General features: G+C 38.9%; 26 protein-coding genes. 3 read left to right on the plus strand and 23 right to left on the minus strand.

Annotated features, from left to right (window positions below):
- Positions 1–100: 100 nt before the first annotated feature.
- Positions 101–1,267, plus strand: a complete 1,167-nt coding sequence (gene purT, locus KSX81_RS24925) for a formate-dependent phosphoribosylglycinamide formyltransferase (RefSeq protein WP_004318094.1) — start codon at positions 101–103, stop codon at positions 1,265–1,267.
- Between the two features lie 21 nt (positions 1,268–1,288).
- Complete coding sequence (locus KSX81_RS24930) at positions 1,289–1,759, plus strand: GNAT family N-acetyltransferase (protein ID WP_004295751.1); 471 nt, start codon at positions 1,289–1,291, stop codon at positions 1,757–1,759.
- 152 nt (positions 1,760–1,911) lie between these two features.
- On the opposite strand, the gene KSX81_RS24935 is transcribed toward KSX81_RS24930, so the two are convergent.
- The 9 genes from KSX81_RS24935 to KSX81_RS24975 all read right to left on the minus strand — a co-directional run bounded on the left by KSX81_RS24935 (position 1,912) and on the right by KSX81_RS24975 (position 11,874).
- Complete coding sequence (locus KSX81_RS24935) at positions 1,912–3,063, minus strand: acyltransferase family protein (RefSeq protein ID WP_004295750.1); 1,152 nt, start codon at positions 3,061–3,063, stop codon at positions 1,912–1,914.
- Between the two features lie 97 nt (positions 3,064–3,160).
- Complete coding sequence (locus KSX81_RS24940; RefSeq protein ID WP_004295749.1) at positions 3,161–3,724, minus strand: Crp/Fnr family transcriptional regulator; 564 nt, start codon at positions 3,722–3,724, stop codon at positions 3,161–3,163.
- Positions 3,725–3,748: 24 nt separating this feature from the next.
- On the minus strand, positions 3,749–5,143 hold the full coding sequence (locus tag KSX81_RS24945) for an acyloxyacyl hydrolase (protein WP_004295748.1): 1,395 nt from the start codon (positions 5,141–5,143) through the stop codon (positions 3,749–3,751).
- 33 nt (positions 5,144–5,176) lie between these two features.
- On the minus strand, positions 5,177–5,800 hold the full coding sequence (locus KSX81_RS24950) for a chloramphenicol acetyltransferase (protein WP_004295747.1): 624 nt from the start codon (positions 5,798–5,800) through the stop codon (positions 5,177–5,179).
- Between the two features lie 101 nt (positions 5,801–5,901).
- Positions 5,902–7,419: a DUF4301 family protein gene (locus KSX81_RS24955; RefSeq protein ID WP_004295746.1), complete on the minus strand. Its 1,518-nt coding sequence runs from the start codon at positions 7,417–7,419 to the stop codon at positions 5,902–5,904.
- A 431-nt stretch (positions 7,420–7,850) separates the two neighbouring features.
- Complete coding sequence (locus KSX81_RS24960) at positions 7,851–8,855, minus strand: hypothetical protein (RefSeq protein WP_138340245.1); 1,005 nt, start codon at positions 8,853–8,855, stop codon at positions 7,851–7,853.
- 188 nt (positions 8,856–9,043) lie between these two features.
- Positions 9,044–9,871, minus strand: a complete 828-nt coding sequence (locus KSX81_RS24965; protein WP_009038823.1) for a hypothetical protein — start codon at positions 9,869–9,871, stop codon at positions 9,044–9,046.
- Between the two features lie 72 nt (positions 9,872–9,943).
- Positions 9,944–10,498 (minus strand): hypothetical protein, encoded by a 555-nt coding sequence (locus tag KSX81_RS24970; protein WP_008648038.1) that lies wholly within the window; start codon positions 10,496–10,498, stop codon positions 9,944–9,946.
- A gap of 23 nt (positions 10,499–10,521) precedes the next feature.
- Positions 10,522–11,874 carry a hypothetical protein gene (locus tag KSX81_RS24975; RefSeq protein WP_128832544.1) on the minus strand — a complete coding sequence of 451 codons (1,353 nt, stop codon included), beginning with the start codon at positions 11,872–11,874 and terminating at the stop codon, positions 10,522–10,524.
- Between the two features lie 483 nt (positions 11,875–12,357).
- On the opposite strand from KSX81_RS24975, the gene KSX81_RS24980 reads away from it, so the two are divergent.
- Positions 12,358–13,431, plus strand: a complete 1,074-nt coding sequence (locus KSX81_RS24980; RefSeq protein WP_008645115.1) for an IS110 family transposase — start codon at positions 12,358–12,360, stop codon at positions 13,429–13,431.
- A 332-nt stretch (positions 13,432–13,763) separates the two neighbouring features.
- Here KSX81_RS24980 and KSX81_RS24985 read toward each other — a convergent pair whose 3' ends face one another.
- From KSX81_RS24985 to KSX81_RS25050, 14 genes are read right to left on the minus strand one after another with little or no spacing between them, the layout of a single operon-like run.
- Positions 13,764–13,952, minus strand: coding sequence for a hypothetical protein (locus tag KSX81_RS24985; RefSeq protein ID WP_008648040.1), 189 nt, complete (start codon positions 13,950–13,952; stop codon positions 13,764–13,766).
- 4 nt (positions 13,953–13,956) lie between these two features.
- The gene (locus tag KSX81_RS24990) at positions 13,957–15,288 is read right to left on the minus strand and encodes a hypothetical protein (RefSeq protein WP_008648041.1); all 1,332 of its coding nucleotides are present in this window, start codon (positions 15,286–15,288) and stop codon (positions 13,957–13,959) included.
- A gap of 1 nt (position 15,289) precedes the next feature.
- Positions 15,290–17,686 (minus strand): hypothetical protein, encoded by a 2,397-nt coding sequence (locus KSX81_RS24995; RefSeq protein ID WP_008648042.1) that lies wholly within the window; start codon positions 17,684–17,686, stop codon positions 15,290–15,292.
- 1 nt (position 17,687) lies between these two features.
- The gene (locus KSX81_RS25000) at positions 17,688–19,496 is read right to left on the minus strand and encodes a hypothetical protein (protein WP_008648043.1); all 1,809 of its coding nucleotides are present in this window, start codon (positions 19,494–19,496) and stop codon (positions 17,688–17,690) included.
- A 6-nt stretch (positions 19,497–19,502) separates the two neighbouring features.
- Positions 19,503–19,793, minus strand: a complete 291-nt coding sequence (locus KSX81_RS25005) for a hypothetical protein (protein WP_317166876.1) — start codon at positions 19,791–19,793, stop codon at positions 19,503–19,505.
- 20 nt (positions 19,794–19,813) lie between these two features.
- Positions 19,814–20,110 (minus strand): hypothetical protein, encoded by a 297-nt coding sequence (locus KSX81_RS25010; RefSeq protein WP_032852504.1) that lies wholly within the window; start codon positions 20,108–20,110, stop codon positions 19,814–19,816.
- A gap of 50 nt (positions 20,111–20,160) precedes the next feature.
- On the minus strand, positions 20,161–20,616 hold the full coding sequence (locus KSX81_RS25015) for a phage tail tube protein (RefSeq protein WP_008648048.1): 456 nt from the start codon (positions 20,614–20,616) through the stop codon (positions 20,161–20,163).
- Complete coding sequence (locus KSX81_RS25020; protein ID WP_008648049.1) at positions 20,597–20,998, minus strand: DUF3168 domain-containing protein; 402 nt, start codon at positions 20,996–20,998, stop codon at positions 20,597–20,599. The genes KSX81_RS25015 and KSX81_RS25020 overlap by 20 nt, the downstream gene beginning before the upstream one ends.
- Complete coding sequence (locus KSX81_RS25025) at positions 20,995–21,444, minus strand: hypothetical protein (protein WP_032852505.1); 450 nt, start codon at positions 21,442–21,444, stop codon at positions 20,995–20,997. The genes KSX81_RS25020 and KSX81_RS25025 overlap by 4 nt, the downstream gene beginning before the upstream one ends.
- Positions 21,437–21,754, minus strand: coding sequence for a phage head closure protein (locus KSX81_RS25030; RefSeq protein WP_008648050.1), 318 nt, complete (start codon positions 21,752–21,754; stop codon positions 21,437–21,439). The genes KSX81_RS25025 and KSX81_RS25030 overlap by 8 nt, the downstream gene beginning before the upstream one ends.
- A gap of 11 nt (positions 21,755–21,765) precedes the next feature.
- The gene (locus KSX81_RS25035; RefSeq protein ID WP_008648051.1) at positions 21,766–22,023 is read right to left on the minus strand and encodes a hypothetical protein; all 258 of its coding nucleotides are present in this window, start codon (positions 22,021–22,023) and stop codon (positions 21,766–21,768) included.
- Complete coding sequence (locus tag KSX81_RS25040) at positions 22,020–22,325, minus strand: head-tail connector protein (RefSeq protein ID WP_008648052.1); 306 nt, start codon at positions 22,323–22,325, stop codon at positions 22,020–22,022. Before KSX81_RS25040 ends, KSX81_RS25035 begins: the two co-directional genes overlap by 4 nt.
- A gap of 1 nt (position 22,326) precedes the next feature.
- Positions 22,327–23,544: a phage major capsid protein gene (locus KSX81_RS25045; protein ID WP_008648053.1), complete on the minus strand. Its 1,218-nt coding sequence runs from the start codon at positions 23,542–23,544 to the stop codon at positions 22,327–22,329.
- Positions 23,544–24,095, minus strand: a complete 552-nt coding sequence (locus KSX81_RS25050) for an HK97 family phage prohead protease (protein WP_008648054.1) — start codon at positions 24,093–24,095, stop codon at positions 23,544–23,546. Before KSX81_RS25050 ends, KSX81_RS25045 begins: the two co-directional genes overlap by 1 nt.
- Positions 24,096–24,111: the final 16 nt, after the last annotated feature.

A 24,111-nucleotide genomic window follows, 5' to 3' on the forward strand; every position in this document is an offset into this window, starting at 1 on the left:
GCCTTATTGACAGGCATTACGAAGACATTTGTCCCTTTTTATTCGTCTTTTCCAGAGATTTGATGTAATTTTGCACCACTAATATAAAACACTCAAAATGATGAAGAAAATACTGTTACTCGGTTCTGGCGAACTAGGAAAAGAATTTGTAATTTCAGCTCAACGTAAAGGCCAGCACATCATTGCTTGCGACTCCTATGCAGGAGCACCGGCTATGCAAGTGGCCGATGAATTTGAAGTATTCGACATGCTGAACGGTGAAGAGCTGGAACGCGTGGTGAAGAAACACCACCCGGACATTATCGTTCCGGAGATTGAAGCAATCCGTACAGAACGTTTATACGACTTCGAAAAAGAAGGCATTCAGGTAGTTCCCAGCGCTCGTGCTGTGAACTTCACCATGAACCGTAAAGCCATTCGCGACCTTGCCGCCCAAGAACTCGGACTGAAAACAGCCAAATACTTCTATGCCAAAACCCTGGAAGAACTGAAAGAAGCTGCCGACAAAATAGGTTTCCCTTGTGTCGTTAAACCGTTGATGTCTTCTTCCGGCAAAGGACAATCGCTCGTGAAGAGTGCCGACGAACTCGAACACGCCTGGGAATACGGATGCAGTGGCAGCCGTGGCGATATTCGCGAACTTATCATTGAAGAATTCATCAAGTTCGACAGCGAAATCACCCTGCTCACCGTTACCCAAAAAAACGGCCCTACCCTCTTCTGCCCTCCCATCGGACACGTGCAGAAAGGTGGCGACTACCGCGAAAGTTTCCAGCCTGCACACATTGATCCCGCCCATTTGAAAGAAGCGGAAGAGATGGCGGAGAAAGTAACCCGTGCCCTCACAGGTGCAGGACTTTGGGGAGTTGAGTTCTTCCTAAGCCATGATAATGGAGTCTATTTCTCCGAACTCTCTCCTCGTCCGCATGACACAGGTATGGTGACACTGGCGGGCACACAAAACCTGAATGAATTTGAATTGCATCTGCGTGCCGTACTCGGTCTGCCCATTCCCGGCATCAAACAAGAACGGATAGGCGCAAGCGCTGTGATCCTTTCCCCGATTGCCAGCCAGGAACGTCCTCAATATCGCGGACTAGAAGAAGTGACCAAAGAAGAAGATACTTATCTCCGCATTTTCGGCAAACCGTTTACACGTGTCAACCGCCGTATGGGTGTGGTACTTTGTTATGCTCCGCTTGATTCTGATTTGGATGCGTTGCGCGACAAGGCTAAGAGAATTGCAGAGAAAGTAGAAGTTCATTAATACAAGAAATTCAGAGATAAGATGAATAAAATCCGCCAAGTAAACCTGTCTGATATTCCAGCACTGCAAGAGCTATATCAGCATACAGTTCTGACTGTGAACCGAAAAGATTATACAGCCGAAGAAGTAGCAGATTGGGCTTCGTGCGGAGACGATACGTCACACTGGAATGAGCTTTTCGAAGAACAACATTATGTGGTTGCAGAAAATGAAGAAGGCGTGATTGTAGGCTTTGGCTCTGTAAACGATGACGGATATATGCACACGCTGTTCGTTCACAAGGACTTTCAGCATCAAGGTGTCGCAACATCTTTGTATAAGCATCTCGAAGCATATGCACGAGAAAGAGGTGCGAAAAGATTAACATCGGAAGTTAGCATCACGGCAAAACCATTTTTTGAAAAACAAGGTTTTCAGGTCGATGAAGAGCAAAAGCGGAAAGCTAATCAAATGTGTCTCACCAATTATAAGATGAGCAAGCAGCTCTGTTAATCACATCTAATCATTTCTAAGATGAAAACATAGAAGAAAGCTCATTTGCAGATAAAGAAAGTCTTATTTTATATAAGAAGAACTCCAGCTATGGTGACGGATAAAGTTACATTAGCTGGAGTTTTTCTTTTTAACTTCATGAAATGAAAACGTCATTTCTTACTCAAGAAACGTTTAGCCAAATATTTACGTATTGGTTCATCATACAGCTTCAAACACAGATAAGCAAGAATAATACTCAAAATAAAGACACACAAAGCTACGTGCCAGGTTTCACCTAACGTGTAGAGTTGATTCTCAATCAGCCATGCATAGAACAGATACATCAACGGATAATGTATCACATAAACCGGATAAGATATATCTCCCAAAAACTTACATATCTTTGTCGATTGCTTGTCCGTGGTGGTGCCCGACGCTCCTATCCACAGAATGATAGGGAAAGCCACAATCACGCAAAACGCTTCATAAACACCATTCATGCAAAGCGGCTCCAACCCTTCCAGATAAGGAACAGAGAACAGGGCAATCAGCGCAATAGTACATATCCAAAATGCACCTTTCACCTTCATAGGCTTGAAATTGCGCGACATAAGCATACCCAACGAAAAAGGGAAAAGCATACGCAAGGAACCGCCCAAAAAGTTAACCCCATCCAGCGTCCAGCCCACTCCTATGTTTCCATAAGTGGAGACATTAAAAACAGCAAACGCCGCCAACGCTACGCCCAGCAACACCACAAACACCGTCAGTGCCTTGTTGGACAAGCGGCGAATGAACAACGCATACAGGATATTGCCGATATACTCAAAAAACAATGACCAGCAAGGACCATTCAACGGAAACATCTCACCGTTGCCACGAACTTCGTACCCAACACCCGGCATGGCAGGAATGAAGAAGATCGTACAAAGCAGAGACAACATTATCATGGAGATAGCTATGTGCGTCCCGTCCCATTGCACACTCCCCTGAATACAGAACGTGATAGCACCGAGAACGGCACCCATAATGACCATCGGATGAAGACGTATCAATCGGCGTTTAAAGAAATCTTTCATGGTGAGACTTTTACCCCAACGGTCGTCGTAAGCATAACCGATCACAAAACCCGAAAGGATAAAAAAGAAATCCACGGCTAAATATCCGTGATTCAGAGTTTCAATAGCGCTATTACTGGCAAAAGCGAAGCCCTCGAATACGTGATACCATATCACCATAAGAGCCGCCACACCGCGAAGTCCGTCAAGAAGATCATAATGCGCCTTGGTGTCTGAAAAAGCTGAAGCAGAAATGTTCGACATTTGTTTTTCTATTAGTAAGTTAGTATTTTCAGAAGGCAAAGATACGGTTTGCGCTACGAAGTTTCTTTGCTCTAAAGCAAAAAAGCCCTGCTAATCGCTATTTTTTAGCACGTACCCGACTAAGGGTATAGATGGAAATGCCCAGAAAAGCAGCCACATATTTCAGCTTCACTCGGTTTATTAATCCGGGATAGCGACGGTTGAACTGTTCGTAGCGTTCTTTGGGCGAAAGTTGGAGGCGCTCCACAAACATGTGGCTAAGCTCCTTATTCACATTCTGATGCAGGATTCTTCCCCAGTTGGCTATGTCGATATATGTTTCGTAGAGGGCATTCAGCTTGTCGATGTGGATGACGTAGATTTTGCAATCGGAAAGCGTTTCAACGCTTTCTACCGATGGTTGCTGATAGTAGAGCGAATCCATGCCGAACGTGACGTCGCCCTCCTGACTGAACCACGTAGTGGTGTCCTCTCCGTTGTGGTGGAATACGGAACGGGCGATGCCCTCTTCAATGAAATATACCAGGCGGTCTGTGACGCCTGCCTGAACGATACGGGTATCTTTGGGATAATACCTTAATTCCATATTCGCCTGAAGCGCTTGAAGTGCTTCGTCGGAAACCGGATAGATTTGCCTGATTTTACGAATGATATTTTCCATTTGGGGGTAATGGCGTATTGGGGGTTAATGACGTACTTTAGGATATTTATTATTAAAACGGAAACCAAGACCGAGCATCAGATAATTAGGGGTCTGGAAATCCTGAAGATTGTAGCCGATGTGAAGGAATGAACTCCGGGTGACGTTGATCTTCAACGCAAAGACCTGATACAGTCCGCGCAAATCGCCACGCCCCAGTACATTCGTTCCCAAGCCGACACCGATGGTAAAAAACGGCATCACGTATTCTGCCCGTCCGGAAAGTCCGAGCGCAAGCTGATTCTGAATGCCCGGCACGAGAAATTTACGACGAGAGGAACCACTGCCTGCATCGTACTCCACCAGCGCATCTTCGGTGTACACATTGGCACTACCGTCATAGACACCATCCAGCGAAACTCCAAAGCGCAGCTTATAGTTGAGATTGTACATCGGAGCAAAGTTGAACCCCGCTACGGGATAGCTGCCCGGTGATGCAATCTGTTTCTCGCCCACATAGACGCCTTTGCGACGCCACGAGCCGAACAACACAAGGTCATAACTGACGTGTCGCGGAAAACGGGGAACGTAGGGATGAACCAATGATTTAGTGAGGTCGGCTTCTTCCCGGTTGAAGTTGTACACCAGTCCGATTTTCGCTCCGGTGGTGTTGACACCTGCATTGGGAAACTTGGTGTTGCCGTTGGAGAAATGCGTGAAGTCTCCGCCGATGATAAAGTCGAAATAACGGGAAAGCGACCAGTTAAGGTAGATACCCGCATTGAGGTAGGCATTCACCCGTGAGCCTACGGCTCCGTTGTAGGAGTTGTAATCGTTGTCATAAGGTTTCCATCCGGCAGAAATACCGAAATTCCACTCGTAATTGAGCGAAAGGCGGGGATTGAAACGGGCAATGCGTGCACCTTGAAAGACATAGAACGTCATCGGATCACCCAGTTGCTTTTTGTCGCCAAAGGTGGTGAAAGCCAAGCCGAAACCTTGATAAGCTCCGCCATAGATGCGGTCGGCACAGGTGTTGGGACGAAACTTGAAAGAGTATTTCAGATGAGCGGCAAATGAACTCTGGATGGGTTTCCACCGTTCGTTCTCGCCTTGCAGGAAAGGATTGGTGGGGAACACGTATTGCGGCCGCGCCTCTATCCCCAACCGGTGAATGAAATGGTGGGGAACGTAGGGAGCTACAGTGTCGGCTCCGCATTGCGGGAAGCTGTTGTGCCGGAAGCCATGAATTTCTTCCTGCAATCTCCGCACTTCTTCACGAAGTTGGCGGACGTCCTGCTGGAGCTGTTCTACGTCTTGCCGCATTTCCTTCACCTCTTTCTCTTCCTGCCCTACCTCCTGCGCACTAAGCGAAGTGCCGGGGAAAAGCAAAGCGGAACAGATTACGGCGATTTCCCATCTGGGTATCTTTACTCTCATATAATAGTCTGGTTTGTCTTTTCAGAACGGAAGTTACAAATGGAGCTTCTCAATAAACTGTGCCACATGATAGCCGTCCATCAACCCATGATGGCAGGTTACGGAAACGGGCATCATCAGTCTTTCTCCATCACGGAAGTACTTTCCGGTGGAGATTTTGGGAACACTGTCGCCCGAACGCATATTGGTGGGGTGCTTCATGTCGGTGAATGAGAGCCACGGCACTGCCGAATAATGAATGGCATTGGGATGGAAAGTGCCTCCTTTGTTGAGTCCCGTAGTGACTTGCAAACGTTCCATTTCTGCCTTTGCCCGACGGATAAAAACGAGTTCGTCCGGATCGTATTCAAAGGCGGCAAAAGAAAAGGTATGGTCGTCACGGCCTACGGTGGCTTCGGGCAGAAGGCTGTCATAGCACACCACCTTATCGCCTTCGATGCGATAACGGAATTCTTCTACCGCAGCAGCGGCAGTCGTTATCCGGTGGAGGACTAACAGGGAAAAGGATATGCCTTTGGTTTTGGCTTCCTGATATGCGCGCGTACAGTCTACCTGAACGGTCACTCCGAAAAACGGATCGTCAAAAGCACTGAAATGTTCGTAATGTTCTCTTCTGTTCCAAGTAGCAATATCGATGATCTTCTCTATCTGATTCATTCTAAACACTCTTTTTTATTTGAGAAACGCAGATTAACGCAAATTATCGCAGATTTAGCCTATTTCCTTTGCGGTAATCTGCGTTTCTAAATTCAGACTCTTTACTGATGTTGCTCACGCAACAAGTCGTTCACTGTTTTTACCGGGTTGAAAGTGGAAAGTGGCACTTCTACAAAGACGGTATTCCAGTCGCTCATCGCTCCGTTCCACAAGCCGGGAAGTTCGAGAGCTTTCAGGTCTTTGCCGTTCTTCGATTTGTAGGAGATGAAGCCTGTTGCTTTATCTACATACTTCACCAGGTCGAACTTATGTCCTTTATAATCGCGCACGGCGCATACGAGGTCTACCGGATTGAAGTGTGTGCCTTTCTCGAACATTTCTTTCTTTTCCGGATCGTCCATGTCGATCTGTGAGCTTTCGAGGATTTGCAGGGAGATGGTTCCGTCGCTGTTGTAAGCAAGGAACGGGCCGCCACCGGGTTCGCCTACGTTCTTCACCATTCCGCAGACGCGCATCGGGCGGTTGAACTTGTTTTTCAGGTAGATGGCGAGTACGGAATCTTCGAGGTCTTTCGTCTCCGGATTCTTGCAGAAGAGTTTCTTTTGCAGGAATTGAAGCATTTCCATCATCTGGTCGTGGGTGTATTTACCGCTGTCGAGCAGGGTAAGGTATTCGAATACTTGTTCTTGCAAAGTCACGAGCACTCCGGCAATCAGTTTCTTATAAGTAACGGTGTCGGCTTTCAGTCTGTCGGGCACTACGTTGTCGATGTTCTTGATGAAGATAATGTCTGCATCGAGGTCGTTCAGGTTCTCGATCAGTGCGCCGTGGCCACCGGGACGGAACAGCAGTTTGCCGTTGTCACGGAAAGGTTGGTTGTCCATGTCGGCGGCAATCGTGTCGGTACTCGGCTTTTGTTCGGAGAAGGTGATGTAATAGTCTACTCCATAGCGTTTGGAAAATTCGTCTACCTTTTCGGCTACCAGCTTCTTGAAGAGTTCACGGTGTTCGGTAGATACCGTGAAGTGCACGTTTACTTTACCGCTCTTTCCGGCAGCATACAAGGCTCCTTCGGCGAGATGTTCTTCCATCGGCGTGCGTGAACCTTCGGGATACTTATGGAATTTGAGCAGACCTTTCGGTAGTGCGCCGTAATTCAGTCCGGCTGTTTCGAGCAGGGCGGATACCACTGCTTTATAGTTGCCGTCTTCGATCAGTCCGGGAATATCTTTTCCGTCGATACGCTGGCAGGCTACATTCAGGTCATCATAGAAAGCAAAATTCTTGATTCCGTCGAAGAATGTCTGTTCGAACTTGGTAGTCGGTCGGTCATAGTCGGCAGACAGGAACTCGAACAGGTTCTTGAACATACGACTCGCTGCACCGGAGGCGGGCACGAACTTCACAACAGTCTTATCTGTGTTGGTATATGCATCCCAGGCGGCCAAATAAGCCTTCTGTTCTTCTGCATCGGGAGCTAATATTCCCTTTTCGATGGAGGCTGCCGCATCCAGCTTCAAAAAGGGGAAACCCGTCTGGAAGCATGCTAATTGTTCTACAATTTGCTCTTCCGTGATGCCTTTCTTGGCAAGCAACTCTTTGTCCTGTGTCGTTATCATAATATCTAATTTTATTAATTGATGCCCAAAAATACAAAATGTTATTTACTTCTTGCCGAATAACCGGGAAAAAAACTAATTTTCCTTCCATATTTCATTATCAGTCACTTACGAAGAAGTGTTATTCATTTATGTACTTTTCAGCGTTATTTGAACACAACAAAGATAGATAAATATCCGATGTTATCACAGAATTTGTAGAATAAATAGAGTTAACCGATTACAATAAGATTACAGCCCTTTTGGATATTTGAAATCTTACCAGTCGTGGAAAGTTGGGAGGGCTGTGGTTTAAAGCACTTTCCTGATAAAATTTCACCCCATACCCCTATTGTTGAGACGCACGGTAGATAAACCGATAATAAAGCAACAAAAAAGCCAGCTAACATTACGCTAGCTGGCAACTGACATCAATAACTAAAGATTCCCGTTTATCCTATTCTATTTAACTGTTCCATAAAATTATGTTTCTGTGCTTCTTTCATAATACTGTTCGTAGTCTCTTTTTTTATTTTCTTTAACATTCCAAGCAATTTTGTAAAGCTAGTTCCTTGATTGTTCTTCTTAATAACCCAGTCGATGAAGAATCCTTTAGCCAAAAAACGGTAAGTAAATCCTGCATCCACACCAGCTTTAATAATTTTCTCTGCCCTTTCAACCAGCTTGTTTGCTTCATCACCCACATATTTAGCAAGAATATACTCTCCATATTTACACGTCTCTGCCAATACCGATTCTTTTATGTCAGCAGAATAAGTCAGATACTTGCTAAGCGTTGTCAATTTGAATCCACCATTCGGTAACATATCATCTGCTTCACCTTTCTTTGCTTTTTGATGTTGCATATCCATATATTTGGCAATAAACTTCAAAACTTCATTATCAGGATACATAGCAAAAGCCTGTCTTGCAAAATCACCTTTCTCCCATTTAACGGATGTATTATTTACTTCTGTAATAAGAGTCTGTATGAGTATCTCATTATTCAATGGATACCTAGCTTTTATGTGTGCAGGGGCTTTAGGAGTGTATTCTTCTGGCTTATCTTTTGGTTTATTACCGTCCTTCTGCCATTTCCTCGCAGCTTCTTCATAATTCTTCTTGCCACGTCTGTCCTCTTCTCGAAGTGCCATTATAGCCATATACCTGTGCTGTCCATCAATAATAGCCAGATAGTCCTTTGCCTTTTCATCTTCTATTGGAAGCCCTGACATAGGGTCTTTCAAACTCAGACCTTCATTTACTACATCTTCTCCATCGACAACTTCCAACTCCGATAGTTGACCACATTCCTTAATGGACTTCATTTTAGCTTTCACATTCGCTTTGTTGATGTCCCGATTAATACCACCAGCAATAAAAGCAACTTTCTTTCCTTCGTTCAATTCTCTTGATTCCAGAGTAAAGATTTCATTCTTACATTCTTTTGTAGTCATAATACCTTTGCAGTTTTTAGACTGGTGCGCTCCAGCTTTAATTAATTTTATACTACAAAGATTGCCCTTTTCTTGAGAAGCTAACGGGAATAAAAAAACACTGCTTTCTTATTCCCCTACTTCACAAGCTGTAGAATGAAGTATTTAGAGAATAAGAAAGCAGAAATAAACAATAAAATAAGTCTCAATCAATAATAAAATGCGTTCAAACTCCTTATGTCCTTATCCTTATATTGTTTCAACAGGGACTTCAAGTAGTCATAGTCAACCAACACACTTTCGTTGCTCACGATACCAGTGAAGTATAGTAGATGAGAAATCAGCGTCTTTTCCTTGTCAGACATATTAGCTCCCTTCTTTCTCTTTTCTTTTACCTGTTCTTGATAATTCAAGGCAGTGATAATCATTTGTGAGAAATAATAAGCGAATACGGAGAATGATTCAGTATGTGGATTACTCAAATCAACGCTACCAGTATTCATTTGGTCTGAATTTACTGTTTCCAATCCGTCTGCACAAAACTTCGCTATACTAGCAATAGCCGTCTTATTATCTATCACGATATTCTTCCTACCTATTTTCAAGGTAATACAAATTGGGCTTTTAAAGACTGCACCAAACGGAGTATCTCTTTTATAATCCTCACTGATAGCATTAACAAATTTTTCTATCTGTTCTTTAGGGGATTCTTTTATTTCTATACCTTCCATACATTTACCCCAACTGCAATCATAACAGAAAAGCAATAGATACCAAAACTTTTCAGCGTCTAAGCCCAATACAGCAAGCAATTCTTGAAGTTCGTTATTCTTTATGTATGAATCAAACGAGAATTTGCCTTTCAATATTCCTCTGTTGTATCTTCCTTTAAAAGTATCTGGCGTTTGTGACGGCAATATATATGCCTGTCCTGTTTCTTCGTCATAATCAAAATCAGGGAAATATTCTTGTGTCACTGGATATATATACTCTAGCAACTCGCTATACTGGATTGAGAACTTATCTACTGGCTTCATAGTGTTTTTGTTTGCAATGATAATAAAAAAACAGCAAATGAATTTCTTCAAATGCTGTTCTTTTATTTAGAACTAATCTTTTAAACTTATGGTAGCAGGTTCTACCGTATTTGCGACAATTGTTAATCCTTGTTCAACTTCCGCATTTTCTCCTTTGATACAGAGTGGGGGAATTGTATTTAAAGGAATAAAAAATATGGAACACCAAAACCAAGTCCAAGCATTTCCCTTTTTACTTACTCCATTTTTTTCAATATCTGGAGCAGTTAAAGCAATAGTAGTTCCATTAGAAAATTTAAGTTCTCTCATTCTAATAATTAGTTTACCACTTTTACCCCAACATTTTCTTTTCGATGCTTTTACAATCTCCGCCGTTGCTAATGTTCCCACAGGAATAGCCAGTTTATCATTAATATAAATTTCTTGTGCAACTTTAAAATTAACAATATTCCCCCTTTTAGCTTTTTTTGAATTAATAGAATAATCCAATACAAGTGGAATTGCAGTATTTGCAGGAATCAATAAATCAGCCTCTTCTTGAATACAATAATTAGCTGCATTAATATCAATAGACTTACCAACCATCCATATCAATATTGTAAAAAACAGTATAATATTCTTTCTCATAATTTCTTTTTTATGTCATAAAACTATTTACTTATATCCCACACAAAAGGATAAACGACTGAATCAATAGGAATGTTAATAGATAACTCATCACCTTTTTCATATTGAATATTGACATATCCTGTTATTGTTTCACCCGGATTAACAGTTGTTATTTTCAAATATCCTTCATCTTTCATTTGGCGTTCTTGTAACATTTGATTATTATACTCTGCAATTCTACCACTAGCTATTAATTCAGCTTGATAAGCAGCAGCACCATTATAACCAACAGTTGTTGATGAAGTACTCAAACTTCCAGCGTATCCACTAACTCCTACAGCAGCACCAACAGTGGCACCATTTGTACCTACTGCCGCACCAACGGCACCAGAAACAGTAGCACCAGAATAGCTAGAATTTGTTTGAGTAGAAGAAGCTGAATAACCTGCTTTAGAAGCTGCCATAGATTCATTAAGGGCATTAAAAAAACTCCCCCAATTTTGGCGACGACTCACCTTTGCCATATATTCATCAGAATTTAAAACATTCAAATTCTTTACTTTGTCTTTTTTCTTTTTATAAGCAGTTATTAATGCAGGATTAAACGTTATGGGTTGAACTGAATTATTAGTCAATACAACATAGAGAGTAAAATACTTTCCATAATCTTTGTTAATTGAAGCATTAACCATAAGGCACAAACCATTTTTCATATAATAATCCCAAGTATCCCCTTTCTGGTGATAAACTTGCTTTTCATTTATTGATGGCATTTCTAAATATAAAGTACCATCAGACATCTTATATTTTGCTACAAATCCATCCTGTGTAGAATAAGTATAATATGGCTTTGCAGGTTCACCATTCTTATATTCAGCTTGTGAGCAAGCATCTCCTTTTTCTGTAAATTGATAGAATATACCATTATATTTACCGTTTACACAATCCCCCTTAGTATGGATTAAACCATTCTCAAAATAACTTATTGCAATTCCATTTTGAGTTCCATTAACCAATTCAAATTCTTCTTTCTTATTTCCATTCTCATAATAATTTATACATTTTCCCTTTCCATCTACAACATCCCAGTCTGTTTGCAATTTTCCATTTTTATAATATGACTTCCAAGCACCAAACTCTGATTTACTATCATCGTATTTATCAATGGAAATGAAATCACCCTCTGAATTTAATTCTCCAGTATTGAAATATGTTCGGAATTTATTACGATAATTACCATCTTGAGCATAAGATACGTATCGAATAAAACTTGCAAACTGTTTCGTTTCTACCCCTTTCCAATTATTGTCATAATAGAGAGTATCTACTTTTTGTGCAAAAATGTTGAGGTTACAAACCAACATAGTGAATAATACTAATTTGTATTTTTTCATATTGAGTATATATCCTGCTTCTATGTTCCTTATAGAAAGCAATTAATAATAATGGATTAGTGTGAGGAACACAGTGAAAACTGCACACTAAATAAGTACTGCTACTTTAAAGACTAGACTATCTGTTTCTTATGTATGTATTGTAGTCGATGTTCCCTATCGACTGTTATACAATGAAAAAAGCTCTAAGTTTGCAGTTAATAGATAAGAGGTCGGAAATTTATTTTAAAAAAGTCAAGCGAGACGAATAATTACCTCCGCATCTTATCAGGAAAATATCAGTCTTATTATCTTTGTTGTATTAAGATAAAGACTGATAGGCGGGAAGAGGACACCATAAAAGAGAAAGCACTTGAGGCTAGCCCACGTAACGGCCTCTCTCCGCCAAGCTGCAAAGCTCCGATAGAATATCAAGGTTGCGAGCCTATTTAGAGTTTAGAGTTCAAACAGCTTTTACCAGTCTTAGAAAAGTACAGCAAAAATATGAAAAAATTATTTATTGGAATTGATTTTTCAAAGGAGAAACTTGACGCGACGATAATTCTCGCATGTGGAATGAACGAAATAGGCTCCCGTGAGTATGGGTGTTTCCCAAATAACACTACGGGCTACCGCAAGTTATGTAATTGGGTTAAAACAAACGCTTGGAATACAATTGCTGAGGAATGGCTATTCTGTGGAGAAGACACAGGTTCATGTAGTATAGGACTGAGCAAATGGCTTTACGGAAAAGGCTATGACATATGGATTGAGAACGCTTACGCCATAAAACATAGCAGTGGTATCCAGCGTGTGAAAAACGATAAGGCGGACTCAGCAATCATTGCTGAATACGCATGGAGGCAACAGGACAAGGTTGTACCCTTTGAACCATTGAATGAATCCCTTGCGCAACTAAGGGAGATTTTCCTCTATAGGCATAAGCTAGTTGGGCAAAGAGTGGCAATGGAATTACGAAAAGAGGACAAATCACAATCAAACAAGTCAAAAGCAATATCCTTCATCAACCGCAAGAGCAAACACCTTATTGCGGAGATAAACAAAACAATTGCCGAATGCGATAAGGCCATTGATAGCATAATAGAGGCGGATGAGGAACTGAAAGAAAATTATGCTATTATAACCTCAATAAAAGGCGTAGCCAGGCAAAACGCAACCTGTATGTTGGTCTACACAAACAACTTCAAAAAATTCGGATATGACCCAAGAAAGATTGCATGCTATTATGGAGTTGCCCCCTTTGGTAAACAATCCGGAACGAGTGTAAATACACCTGCTCATACAAGCCATTTCGCCAATAAACTTATTAAATCATTATTAGGACAAGCAGCTCATATAGCCAAAATATATAATCCCGAAATTAGAGATTACTATCAAAGACTGATTAGTAAGGGAAAGAAGCCTCAAGTGGCTTTAAATAATGTCAAGAACAAACTCATAAGAATCATAGTGGCATTAGTCAGGAAGAAAGTACCATATGATCAAAATACATACAAATATTATGAAGAACGAGAAGTTATAGAAAGGAAAAAGAACGAGAAGTTAATTTATTGTTAAACGGAATAAGAGATTAGGATATTAGCATAGAATACGTGGGAACTATTGAATATTACCGTTATGAGGCTCTGGACTGCCCATCTCCAAGTAATAAACAATAGCCCACGCCAAACGATATATAGACTATCCATATAAGATAGGTATATAACATTGACGTGAGCGTTCTTGCCTACTATCCTTGGAGATTGAAATTGTCCAGATTTCATAACAGGATAATATCTTAAACGCTCTTCGTTAACTAATATGTCCTTCCAGTTCTAACTCATTAGACATCTGGAATTGCTGCAAAGGTAATAAAAAAGCCTGTAATCAATCAAGACTACAGGCTAATATTATTTACTCTTATAATGATAATCTATTCCAAATAAAGCTCCAACGAAAGTAAGCACCTCACCAAATGCTACCAGAATAGAACTATGTATGATACCTACAGGTACTACACAGAATCCTGCTATCAGTAATCCTATACCTACGACAACCAGTATGCAGGCTATTATTAATTGTATTTGTTGCTGATTCATAAACTCAAATAGACCTGAATGTTCCTGCAAATGTACCATCACTACTGATTTTAAACTCTGCTGCATTATCAATCCACCAACTACACATACCCTTAGTTGAGAAATTATATTTTCTCGCTACTAATTTTAATCGTCTTGGATAATGTCCGATTGAAATGTAGCGTACATCTTGCCCGTTATACATAAACGCATAATTATTTGTACATTCAATCCTTATTAAACCGGGATTTCCCTTAAATATCATTTCAACTTCAAGCCCTATAAATGTATCACTGCAAGGTAATATTATTGTTCTAGGGTCATTATCCTTATTTTTCGTAAAGAAGAAATTCAACCCATCCTTTAAATCAACCTCAAATGCATTTGCAAAATCATAATCATCAATATCTATAGTTTTAAACTCCTTCCTCGTACCATACTTTAATGTCAAACTACCTTCTGTATCCCAGCTAATATTTCCATTTGCCAACTTACCAGAACCATCATCTTTCAATTCCCATTTTCCAGATAAGTTTCTTATTGCACCAGACAGATAAGCATTATTAGAATAAAGTCCATCACCAGACAGTTTCCCAAAATCTGTATCAGTAATTCCATCTAGATTACCTATTCTACTGGATACTATGGAATCTGATTCAGATGTACAACCTGTACGTATATCAATACAGCCATCATACGGATTCAGCAGGATAGAACTTTGTCTGGCTGCATCACTCGTATTGGCTATCCTTACTAAAGCATCACCAGTTTCTATATTGCCTAATGCTTCTATGACATTGCAGGTAATAGTTGTACCATCTACAGTAGTTACCTTTAAGACTATCTTCTTTGAAGATGAATCAAAAGTCTGGCTAAGTAGAATATCATCCACCCTAAAGACAGAATCACTGACTGTAAGAACCATTACATTATTTTCATTGGAAGTTATACCTGTTACCTGTGCTGAATCGGTAACATATAAAATTCCATTAGTTCCCCTTACTTCATTACTCGTAATAGTAAAGACATCCAAACCTCCTTTTACTTTCAGATTGTCAAACTCTCCATTCTTGCCAGCGACAGAGTTAAATTTCACATCAGAATCAGTACTTAAATACTGATTTATTGTATCTACATATTCATTCTTATCTTGTTTGTTTTCATTCAAGTATTTACCCATATTGGCAGACAATGCCTTATCTTTACTGGAAGTTTCCAAATCATCAATTACTACAACTTTAGTACCAGCTTCACCTGATACTGTAGACTGTAAAACTGTACTTGAATAACTTCCACCTACATTCTTTAAATACTTGTTCCTGAAATTATGTGGTATATAGTTAGATTTTATTTCCATATTATCGTATTTCGTTCAATTCAACATCACATTTATTATTAATCAAATCGTATGTGATGGAATTGATTACAAAGTTCTTATTCAAGGTATTCTCTTTCAGGACTGAATTAAGCGATATACCCCTATTCTTTATTGAATTACTGTATCTGAATCGTGGCTTACTATAGTAATTCACATATTTATTAATACAGTGCTCTTCTGCTTTCAGTTTATCCAGTGAAGCTGTATCAGTCAACGTATCAACAAAGTAATACTCCTCTCCTATCTTAGTAAGAACATAGCTATAACTGCCTGCGTGTTCATTATAAGTATTGATTCTAAATTCAATATCATCAAAATCATTGACTATATTTTCATCAATTACATTCTCAAACTTCAAGTCTTCATCATACGTTTCATCATTAAAAATATCCTTCACATAATCAGATGTAGTATATTTCAATTTAACATCATTAATGTGAAATGAATTACACCTGACAGGTTCTTTATCGGTACGTCTCATAGGAGTAGTTCCAAGTTGATTAGGAGCGTAAAGTTCAAATGTCAACTCCCCTAATGTCATTTTATCAGATGGTAATGAAACGGCAACACCATCTTCACTTTCTGCCAGATTCATACGCCACGAAACTGTATTAGTCAATGAATAATCTGTATCAAACACCTTATCCCCTACTTTATTCTTATGCACCAGATAAAAACAGTCTTGCAATTTACATTCATCATAGAACCATTTCTCGACAAATACACGCTCATTACTGCTATTCATATATGAATACACGTAATTTCTATCTGCATATCCACCGCTATACTTTTCACGTCCAGAAATAGAATCATATTCCCCTTTAGTAACAAATCGCCAGTAACCGTATTCATCCAGATACTTATACCAAGTTGCACCTGCCCAAGTATTTGGACCGTTACATATCTTATAATAATTCCTTGCAACTTTATTATGATACTCCTGATAATTAACCCATCCATCACCATCATAGTACATCTTATCACCAATTGCAAGTTTACATTTAAACATCGTATCCGTGAATCCCGTGGAATATTTACCATCATAGTATTGTTCATCAGATGTTACAATACATTCTGCTGCATTCCAATCACCAGACAGCCTATAATTTATATCAATAATGAAAGTTCCACCTTTGACTGCTATAGGTAGCTTATTTTTCAATGACAATTGGACTCCGTCTGTTGTTTTCCATCCCATCAGACCGTAATCACTTATCGTAAAATATGTCTTCCAATTTAAAGAGGAAGGTTCATTTGCAGTCTCATAGTATGCTGCCTTTTGCCAGTAGCTGCCATTTGATGCAGCATTATCTGGAGTTACTTCTTCTATCGGTTCTATTGGTTTGTTAATTTCAAAAAGATATGGCTTATTCCAATCCCAATTATTCTTCGATTTAAAGAAAGCATTCAATAATGTATAATTCTTACCACTAATATCCCTTGTCGATTCATAATACTTATTTGCGTCTGCATTCTGATTTATAATATCATCCTCATCATTCCATTCAGGAATTATAGTATTATTAGAATTTGAATTAGCAACTACCACCACCTTATTATATAGCTCACCAATAGCTATACTGGCATTACTTTCATAAATATTCTGATTAACATTAATAACGGTGTTATCAAGTGCTACCACCGTATTACTATCATCTGACAGGGTATATTTAGTATATAAATTGATATTCTTAATAATATCATAGTCCACGAAGTAAATAGAATCACCATAATAATAGCAAGTCATACCCAGATACCTTGCAATATATTCCAGTACGTCTTTACAGTTCTCTGCTTCATTCGCTTCATCGAAGAAATTTCTATCTAATATGAATAAGTTATTTAGTAAATCAGTAGTATCATTTATCTTCTTTGCGTTGTGTACATAGACATTCTTTATCAGTCCATTGGAATCAATCTGGCTTATGATATGTTTGATTACCTGATAGAAAGACACTATAGACTGCTTTTCATTTAGATAGGTGTAGTTATAATTATTAAGGGATGAAAGAATATCGTTGAACTGCAATGACAACAAATTATATTCTTCATTATAATCTGTACTGTAAAGACAAGGAACAGAATACCCACACCACAACAAAGAACCATTCTTTGAGATGGTACAATATATCTGGTTTCCTAATGCTGTGTACAGATTAGCCAGTACCTTTGTCGTTAAGACATTAATCTGGCAATCCGAACATTTGATTGGTTTGAACACATCATCATCTGATTCATAGTTAATTGAAACTGCATCAGCAGAACAGAGTAATTCAGAAGCTATCAAAGTACCTCCTGAATCCCTGTATATTTCAATATTGATAGTATTCTCATCTATATCCTTAAAAGATGAGTTATATATTAATTGATAGCCCATTTTACCTTAGTCTATTTGTTCTATTACTGTGTTGTTTTAAAACTCCAACCAGTGCTTTATCTGAAATCTTAAATTCAACTTCTCCAGACATAGCACCTCCTTTTACAGGTGAACCACCGTCTAACAGGTTGAACAAATTGGACTGCTGACTTTTATTCAGAATCATTTCACCACTATTCACCCTAGCCAATATCTTATCACCAAAGAAGGAACTGCCATCAACCACACCACCATTGGCAAATTGTGGCATAGTGGCAAAAGCTGCTATTACAGAAGCTACAGCAGCACCAGCCAACAACCAACCTACTACTGGTGTTTGCGTGGCACTGGCTACGGCATTTCCTATAGACTCCGCTTTCTTTGCAGCAATAAGAGCTTCTATAGCAGGAATAGCAGTACCTATAGCTGTCATTAAATTAGCACTCCAAGTTAACCAAGCAGAAGCACCTTCATTTGTCATTTGGGATATAGAACCCATAACAGTAGCAATAGCACCTAATGAAGTTGCATAATCATTATTTACTTTTACATCTTCTTCTGTTACAAATGGAGAAGTTAGTTTACCAATATCCCTTGAATTAAAGCCTTTAACAGATGGAATACCAGCAGGTTTTAATTCTCCCTGCTCCCTACTGTTATATTTAGCAGTAATATTCAGAACTATTTTTTTCTGTTCCAGTTCCTGTATCAGTTTTAGTGCAGATACTCTGGCATCGTTTGTAATGGCAGCAGCATACTTCTTTCTGGCTTCCGTTATCAGCTTATCCAATTCAGCAACAGAACCAGCAGGAATTACTTCTTCTGTTTTTACCTTATTATTTCCTCCAGCAGGTTTAAGACTATTCTGTAATTCCAATGTACGTTTATCAAAATCATACATACGCTTTTTCAAATCATAAGCATATTCATAGTTTTTAATCATTTCACCTCTATTGGCATCATTATCCTGATTCAAGAAATTCTGCTTTTCAAGTTCTGAATTTTGTTGTTTGAACAGTTCCATTTGTTGCTTAATAGAAGACAGTTTTTCCCTCATCTGTTTTTTGGTTTCACCTGTCCATTCATTAGTATCACCTCTGGTAGAATTAATCCTGCCTTGTATTTGGTTTATTTCCTTTTCGTATGCCTTTAACTGGTCTTGATACTCCGTTAATGCCCTTTTCTCATTTCTAGATGAAAAATCATTATTATTGATTGATATATATTTATGTATATCATTAATATTAAAGTCTTTTCGTCCTGTTCTAATATTCAATGATTGAATAAGTTCTTCTTCTGCACCTCCCAAGACATCAGTAACATCTATTTTAAAATCGTCTTTCAACTTTTGCAAGTCTTTAAATGCCTTCTCCCGTTCCTGCTTGCTTTTAGTGGTATCCCTGATTATAGATTCATATTTCGTAAACTCCGTTTCAAAGACTTTAGTATTGAATCCCATTGATAACTTAGCATCAGTCAACGAATCACGCAAAGCAGAAAGTTCTTTCAAATTCCTTATTGTAGAAAGAACACCGTTATTAAATGCTTCAAAACTGCCAGCAGACATAGACTGAAAGAATAAATCTACAGTTCCTTTACAGGAATTTAATGTATTGTCCCATTCATCATTAGTAGCCTGTGAGCTTCTTATTATCTTCATAAAAGCGTCACTGGCAGTAGTCGCAATTCCAATACCAGCAGCAAACTTTCCTATAGTACCTACTATATTGCCTGTTATCTGTTGAAACTCCTGTACTTGCCTGCTGCTCTTAACTATGTTATTATTAAAACCAGATGAATCAAGTAATAGTCTGGTTACTAAATCAGCCATATATATTTAGTTTTGTGTGTTTATAAATTGATTAGCTTTAGCCTGTAGTCTGGCTATATCGTCTTTACTGATAGAAGTATCTTTCTCTTTGGCTTCATCCCAATCAAACTTCATAATATCAGTAGGTGATAACTGCTTGGTACTGTTAGTTTGGGCTATGATATAACTTATCATTCTAGCCTGTTCCCAGCTTGTTTTATTCTTATATTGCAGATTCTCCAAGACTGCCTTCACCTCATACATTTGCATACTGTCCAGAAAATAATCAGGTGCTATACCTGCTTCCAGAACTATCAAAGCATACAATTCGCTAATCGTTACTTTTTTTTTGAATCTACAGTATCACTTATGAATGCAGACTGCTTTTCCATCTCCTTAGAAAGAAAATCCTGTAGCTGGATAACTAAGGCTGGTTCATCATCGCATTCATTAATAAAGTCCTCGAATGTCATTTGCAAATCTGGATTATTGGCTACTAACAGACTATAATAAAACAGGTAGTAATCCGTTAGATTCTCCAATCTGAATATCTTGCCTGTTATCTGTTCAAATACGAACATAGCCCTGATAGTATATCGTATATTATATGCAGTACCTTTAATTTGAATTTCCATAGTATATAAATAAAAAAGGGGAAACTGTAACAGCTTCCCCAGTGAATATATTACGCTACTTTAGGTGATAAAGCACCTGTTCCTTCCAAAGTAACAGAATAAGTAGCATTATCATTATCTGGAGCATTAGCGGTAATACTAGTGATAACCACCTTACCAGTGTAGCCACCGCCTATTTTCCAGCCATCGGCAGGCAGACCTGTATCGCTGTCTGCATTGGTGCATACGGCAAAAGCTACAGTTAATTCCTCTCTGCTTATCCAGCTATTTACTAAAGCATTAAAATCTTCCACGCTATATAAATTGTCAGTTGTAAGTGACCAGCTTAATTTGCTTACCGCTTTACTAGTCCACTTGCCACCGTCTTTTGATGAAGTTTCCAAAGTGTTTCCCGTTAAGGAAAGCTGGCAACTGGTTGAAAATGCCAATGCTTTATAAGCAGTGCCAGCACCAGTGGTATCTTTAAAAATCATCAGGTCATTCCCTCTAAGTATTTTGTTTGCCATTTGTGTTTATGTCGAATGTTATATTTTGAATGAATGTATCTTCTATGTATTCTTCATCTGCGCTAATCATCCTTATATCATTTATTTCTATTCCTGCAAAGTTCCCCCTTCTACCTTCTAAAGCATCCCTTACATAGTCTGCCAGTTCAACGGTATCCGTGTAATCTTTAGAAGCAATAACCACATCAACCGTAACGGATTCATTTACAGAATAACTGCCTTTGGTGTAGTTAGGACTAATATTAGTCCTTTTATAAACGATAAAAGGAAAAGTGGTGGATTCTTCAACTATCAACGGATATATCTTAGAACCTACCTTTTCTTTTATCCTGCTATCTTTACTTAATAAGTGATAGATAGCTTTTCCTATTTGTAAGCTCATCTTCTTTTGGAAATCCTTGTTATTGATTCTTCAACCATTTGATTTATATTATCAAAGATGGCACGTTCCTTATTATCTTTGGCAGTCCTGAAAAAGTGAGAAGCGTTCATTCTACCTCTGTTAGCTCCGTTTTTTCTAAGTCGTCTGGTAGTTGTTCCAAGTTCAAAGAACTTTAACCTAAAGTCCCCCATTATATGAACCTTCGCTTCTGTAGCTTTCTTATCAACCTTTAGTTTTATTCCACTGCCTAAAGTTTTACCGTCCCATCTATTCTTATGATTTATTGTCTTACCTACTACGCTTCTTAGTTGTGTTTTCGTTTCCTTTTGCAAAATTCGTCCAGCTTTCCGTAGTGCATTCTTATACACATTCTTTTGCTGTCTGCTATTAAGTTCACTAAACATTCTTAGTACCTGTGAAGCGTCTACAGTTACACCGTTATTCATTAATAAGCTCTCCTATGATTTCTGTGGATTGTTTTGTCCTGTCTGAATTGATAGCCAATATCCTATACTTCTTATCTTGATAGATAATTCTCATTTGCTCGTTTACCTTATGATAGTACCTGATTGTGAAAGTAAGTGTATAAGAAGTAAATATTTCATTATTCTGATTAACCCTGTTACCAGAATTAAACTTAATGTTGGCTCTTGTTTGCAGATAGTCTACCCATTCCATAGAAGTAGCCCCAAACTCATTTTTAACTGGTACTGATTCCTGTAGTAATATTGTCTCTGTCAGTAACCCTGCCCTCATAGTATATAGTATTAATAGCCGTACTGTAATCCAGTTTCACCGCTTATTTTTACTGCACTACATAATTCAGGATTCCAGCCAGGATAAAGAACCGTAGTTATAAACTTCTCTTGTCCAGCAGGTCTAATTTCTACAGTTACTTCATTATCATTGGTATTTTTAATGAGAAAATAAAATTCTGGTGTGAATACATCCTCTGTTATATCATCCATTCTACTAACCTGTGTAGACGTTGCCCTACCGTCTCTATTATGTATATAGTCAATCATACTTCTTTGTAGTTTTTATAAAGTGAAACTAGATAGTCAAATGTATATGGCACTTTATTAACGGATGAATAAGATACTGGCTCACGATTGGCATATAGATTACCAATCAGCAGCAGAATAGCGTGAATAACAGCAGGTGGGGTAAATTCCCCATCCACTGCTAATTCATCCAGTTTCAGATTCAAATTACGTGCTACTGCATCCTCTGCAACATCAATTAGTCCAAGTATATATAAATCATCATCCTTGAAAGAATCATCCAAAAGAAGGTGCTTCTTAGCTTCTTCCAGTTTGACGTACATATTATTTTAAAATAGCTTTTTGGAAAGAACCTGTTCTTCTTGGTTTTGCATCGAAATATGCATTGATAACCAATCTTACTTTACCGTTAGCTGCTTGTGTGTACGGGTCTACTGTTAAGTCAATCCCACCCCATTGTCCAATAACAAAATCTTCAAAGTGTCCCATTACAACACCCTTACTGGTAACATTGGATGTACAATATACTGGATAACCGTTCACTTCATTTTCTTCCATCAGACAACCAGCACAACCAACACAGGTATGTACACCACCGTCAGTTACATTGTAAAGAGCATCTTTAGCAGTAGTTTTCAAAATACCTTTTGCAGATGGCGATACAATGAAACATTTGTTTCCTGCTACATTAGCCTCTTCCAGTGCAGTTTCCATATCAACCAATCTCTTATAAGTAATATCCTTTGTTTCAGGAGTAACGCCATTAAAGATACCGGCAGGCATAGTAGCAGAACCAGCAGCACTACCCAAGATTGTAGCTTCCAGTTTGTCTGATATAGCATTTACGATGTCACGTTTAAGCATCTCTTCTGCACTGGCAGAATCCTGAATCAGGAATTGTTTGGAAACGTCTACATAAGCGGTTAGTCTCTTTGGTTCTAAGTTTACTTCACTGAAATCACCTGCACCGTCTGTAGCAGCAGATACTTCACCAGCCCAGCTAACATTACTTCCAGAATAAGCAGGAATAGAAACATTACCTACCAGTCCAGACAGATAACTTGCGCCAGCCTTAACCATTACTAAATTAGCTCTCAATGGTTCTAACAGAGCCAGTTTATCTTCTGCTACGGTTTCCTGTCCTGCACCCTCTACAGTCGCTTGCACATCGGTTCTTTCTTCAATCGGTAATACGATTTGTCCAGAATAGTTCTGTCCTGATTTTCTAAATTCTGCAATACCAGCAGATACAACTTCCTGCGCTCTTTCGTCCAGTTGTCTGCTATTGGCTACGTCATTAATAGCCTTTAAAAGTGAAAATTTCTCTTTTTTCATAGATGTATTATTTGTGTTTGTTAGTTTTGTCTCGCTTGCAATCTTTCTTATTTCATTATCTATGTCTTTCAGTTCATCAGCAATAGAATTAAATTCAGCGTGTTCACCTTCATTTAACCGTCTGGTTTCCTTTTCTGCTTTGGAAACTATTTCCTCTGCCCGTTGCTTTAACTGTTCTTTTTTGTCTAACAGTTCTAAAGTGTTCATTATTGTAGTTTGTGTCTTAGCTCCCTATAATAGTCAGTCAAATCTTCCTTATCAAATGATTCCAACTTTCTAAGTGCTACACTCGTATCAGGATACGCTTCTTTATAGACAGGTGACACATCAAACAGTTCTTTGAACTTATTGATAGTCCTGATATAAGAACCATTTTCCTTCTTTGTCCAAGTATCGGAATCAATGGTAAAAGCAAAAGATGAAGTAGTAATATCACCTCTCTTTAAACCTTCCAGCAATTCATCTCCCAGATTTGTGCAGGGTGCTTCAAAGCTATATTTAAGCCCTGTAGAATCAACTTCCAGTTTCAGGCTGCCTGCACCATATTTAGAACGTGCCAGAATACCTCTGTCTTCATTATGATTCAAAAGGCACAAAATATCTGACTGTTGTAGCACTCCTTCCAGTGCCGTAGGTTCTATAACTTCTGTAAACCCGCCTAAATCTCTAGATTCAGAATTGAATACTATTGCATAACCCTCAACAATTCTGGAATCTTCGTTTCTTTTTTCAATTTTACAATTTCGTGTTTCTTTCATAGTATCGTAGTAATCC

Source organism: Bacteroides sp. MSK.18.37, from assembly GCF_019129155.2.
GTDB lineage: Bacteria > Bacteroidota > Bacteroidia > Bacteroidales > Bacteroidaceae > Bacteroides > Bacteroides ovatus.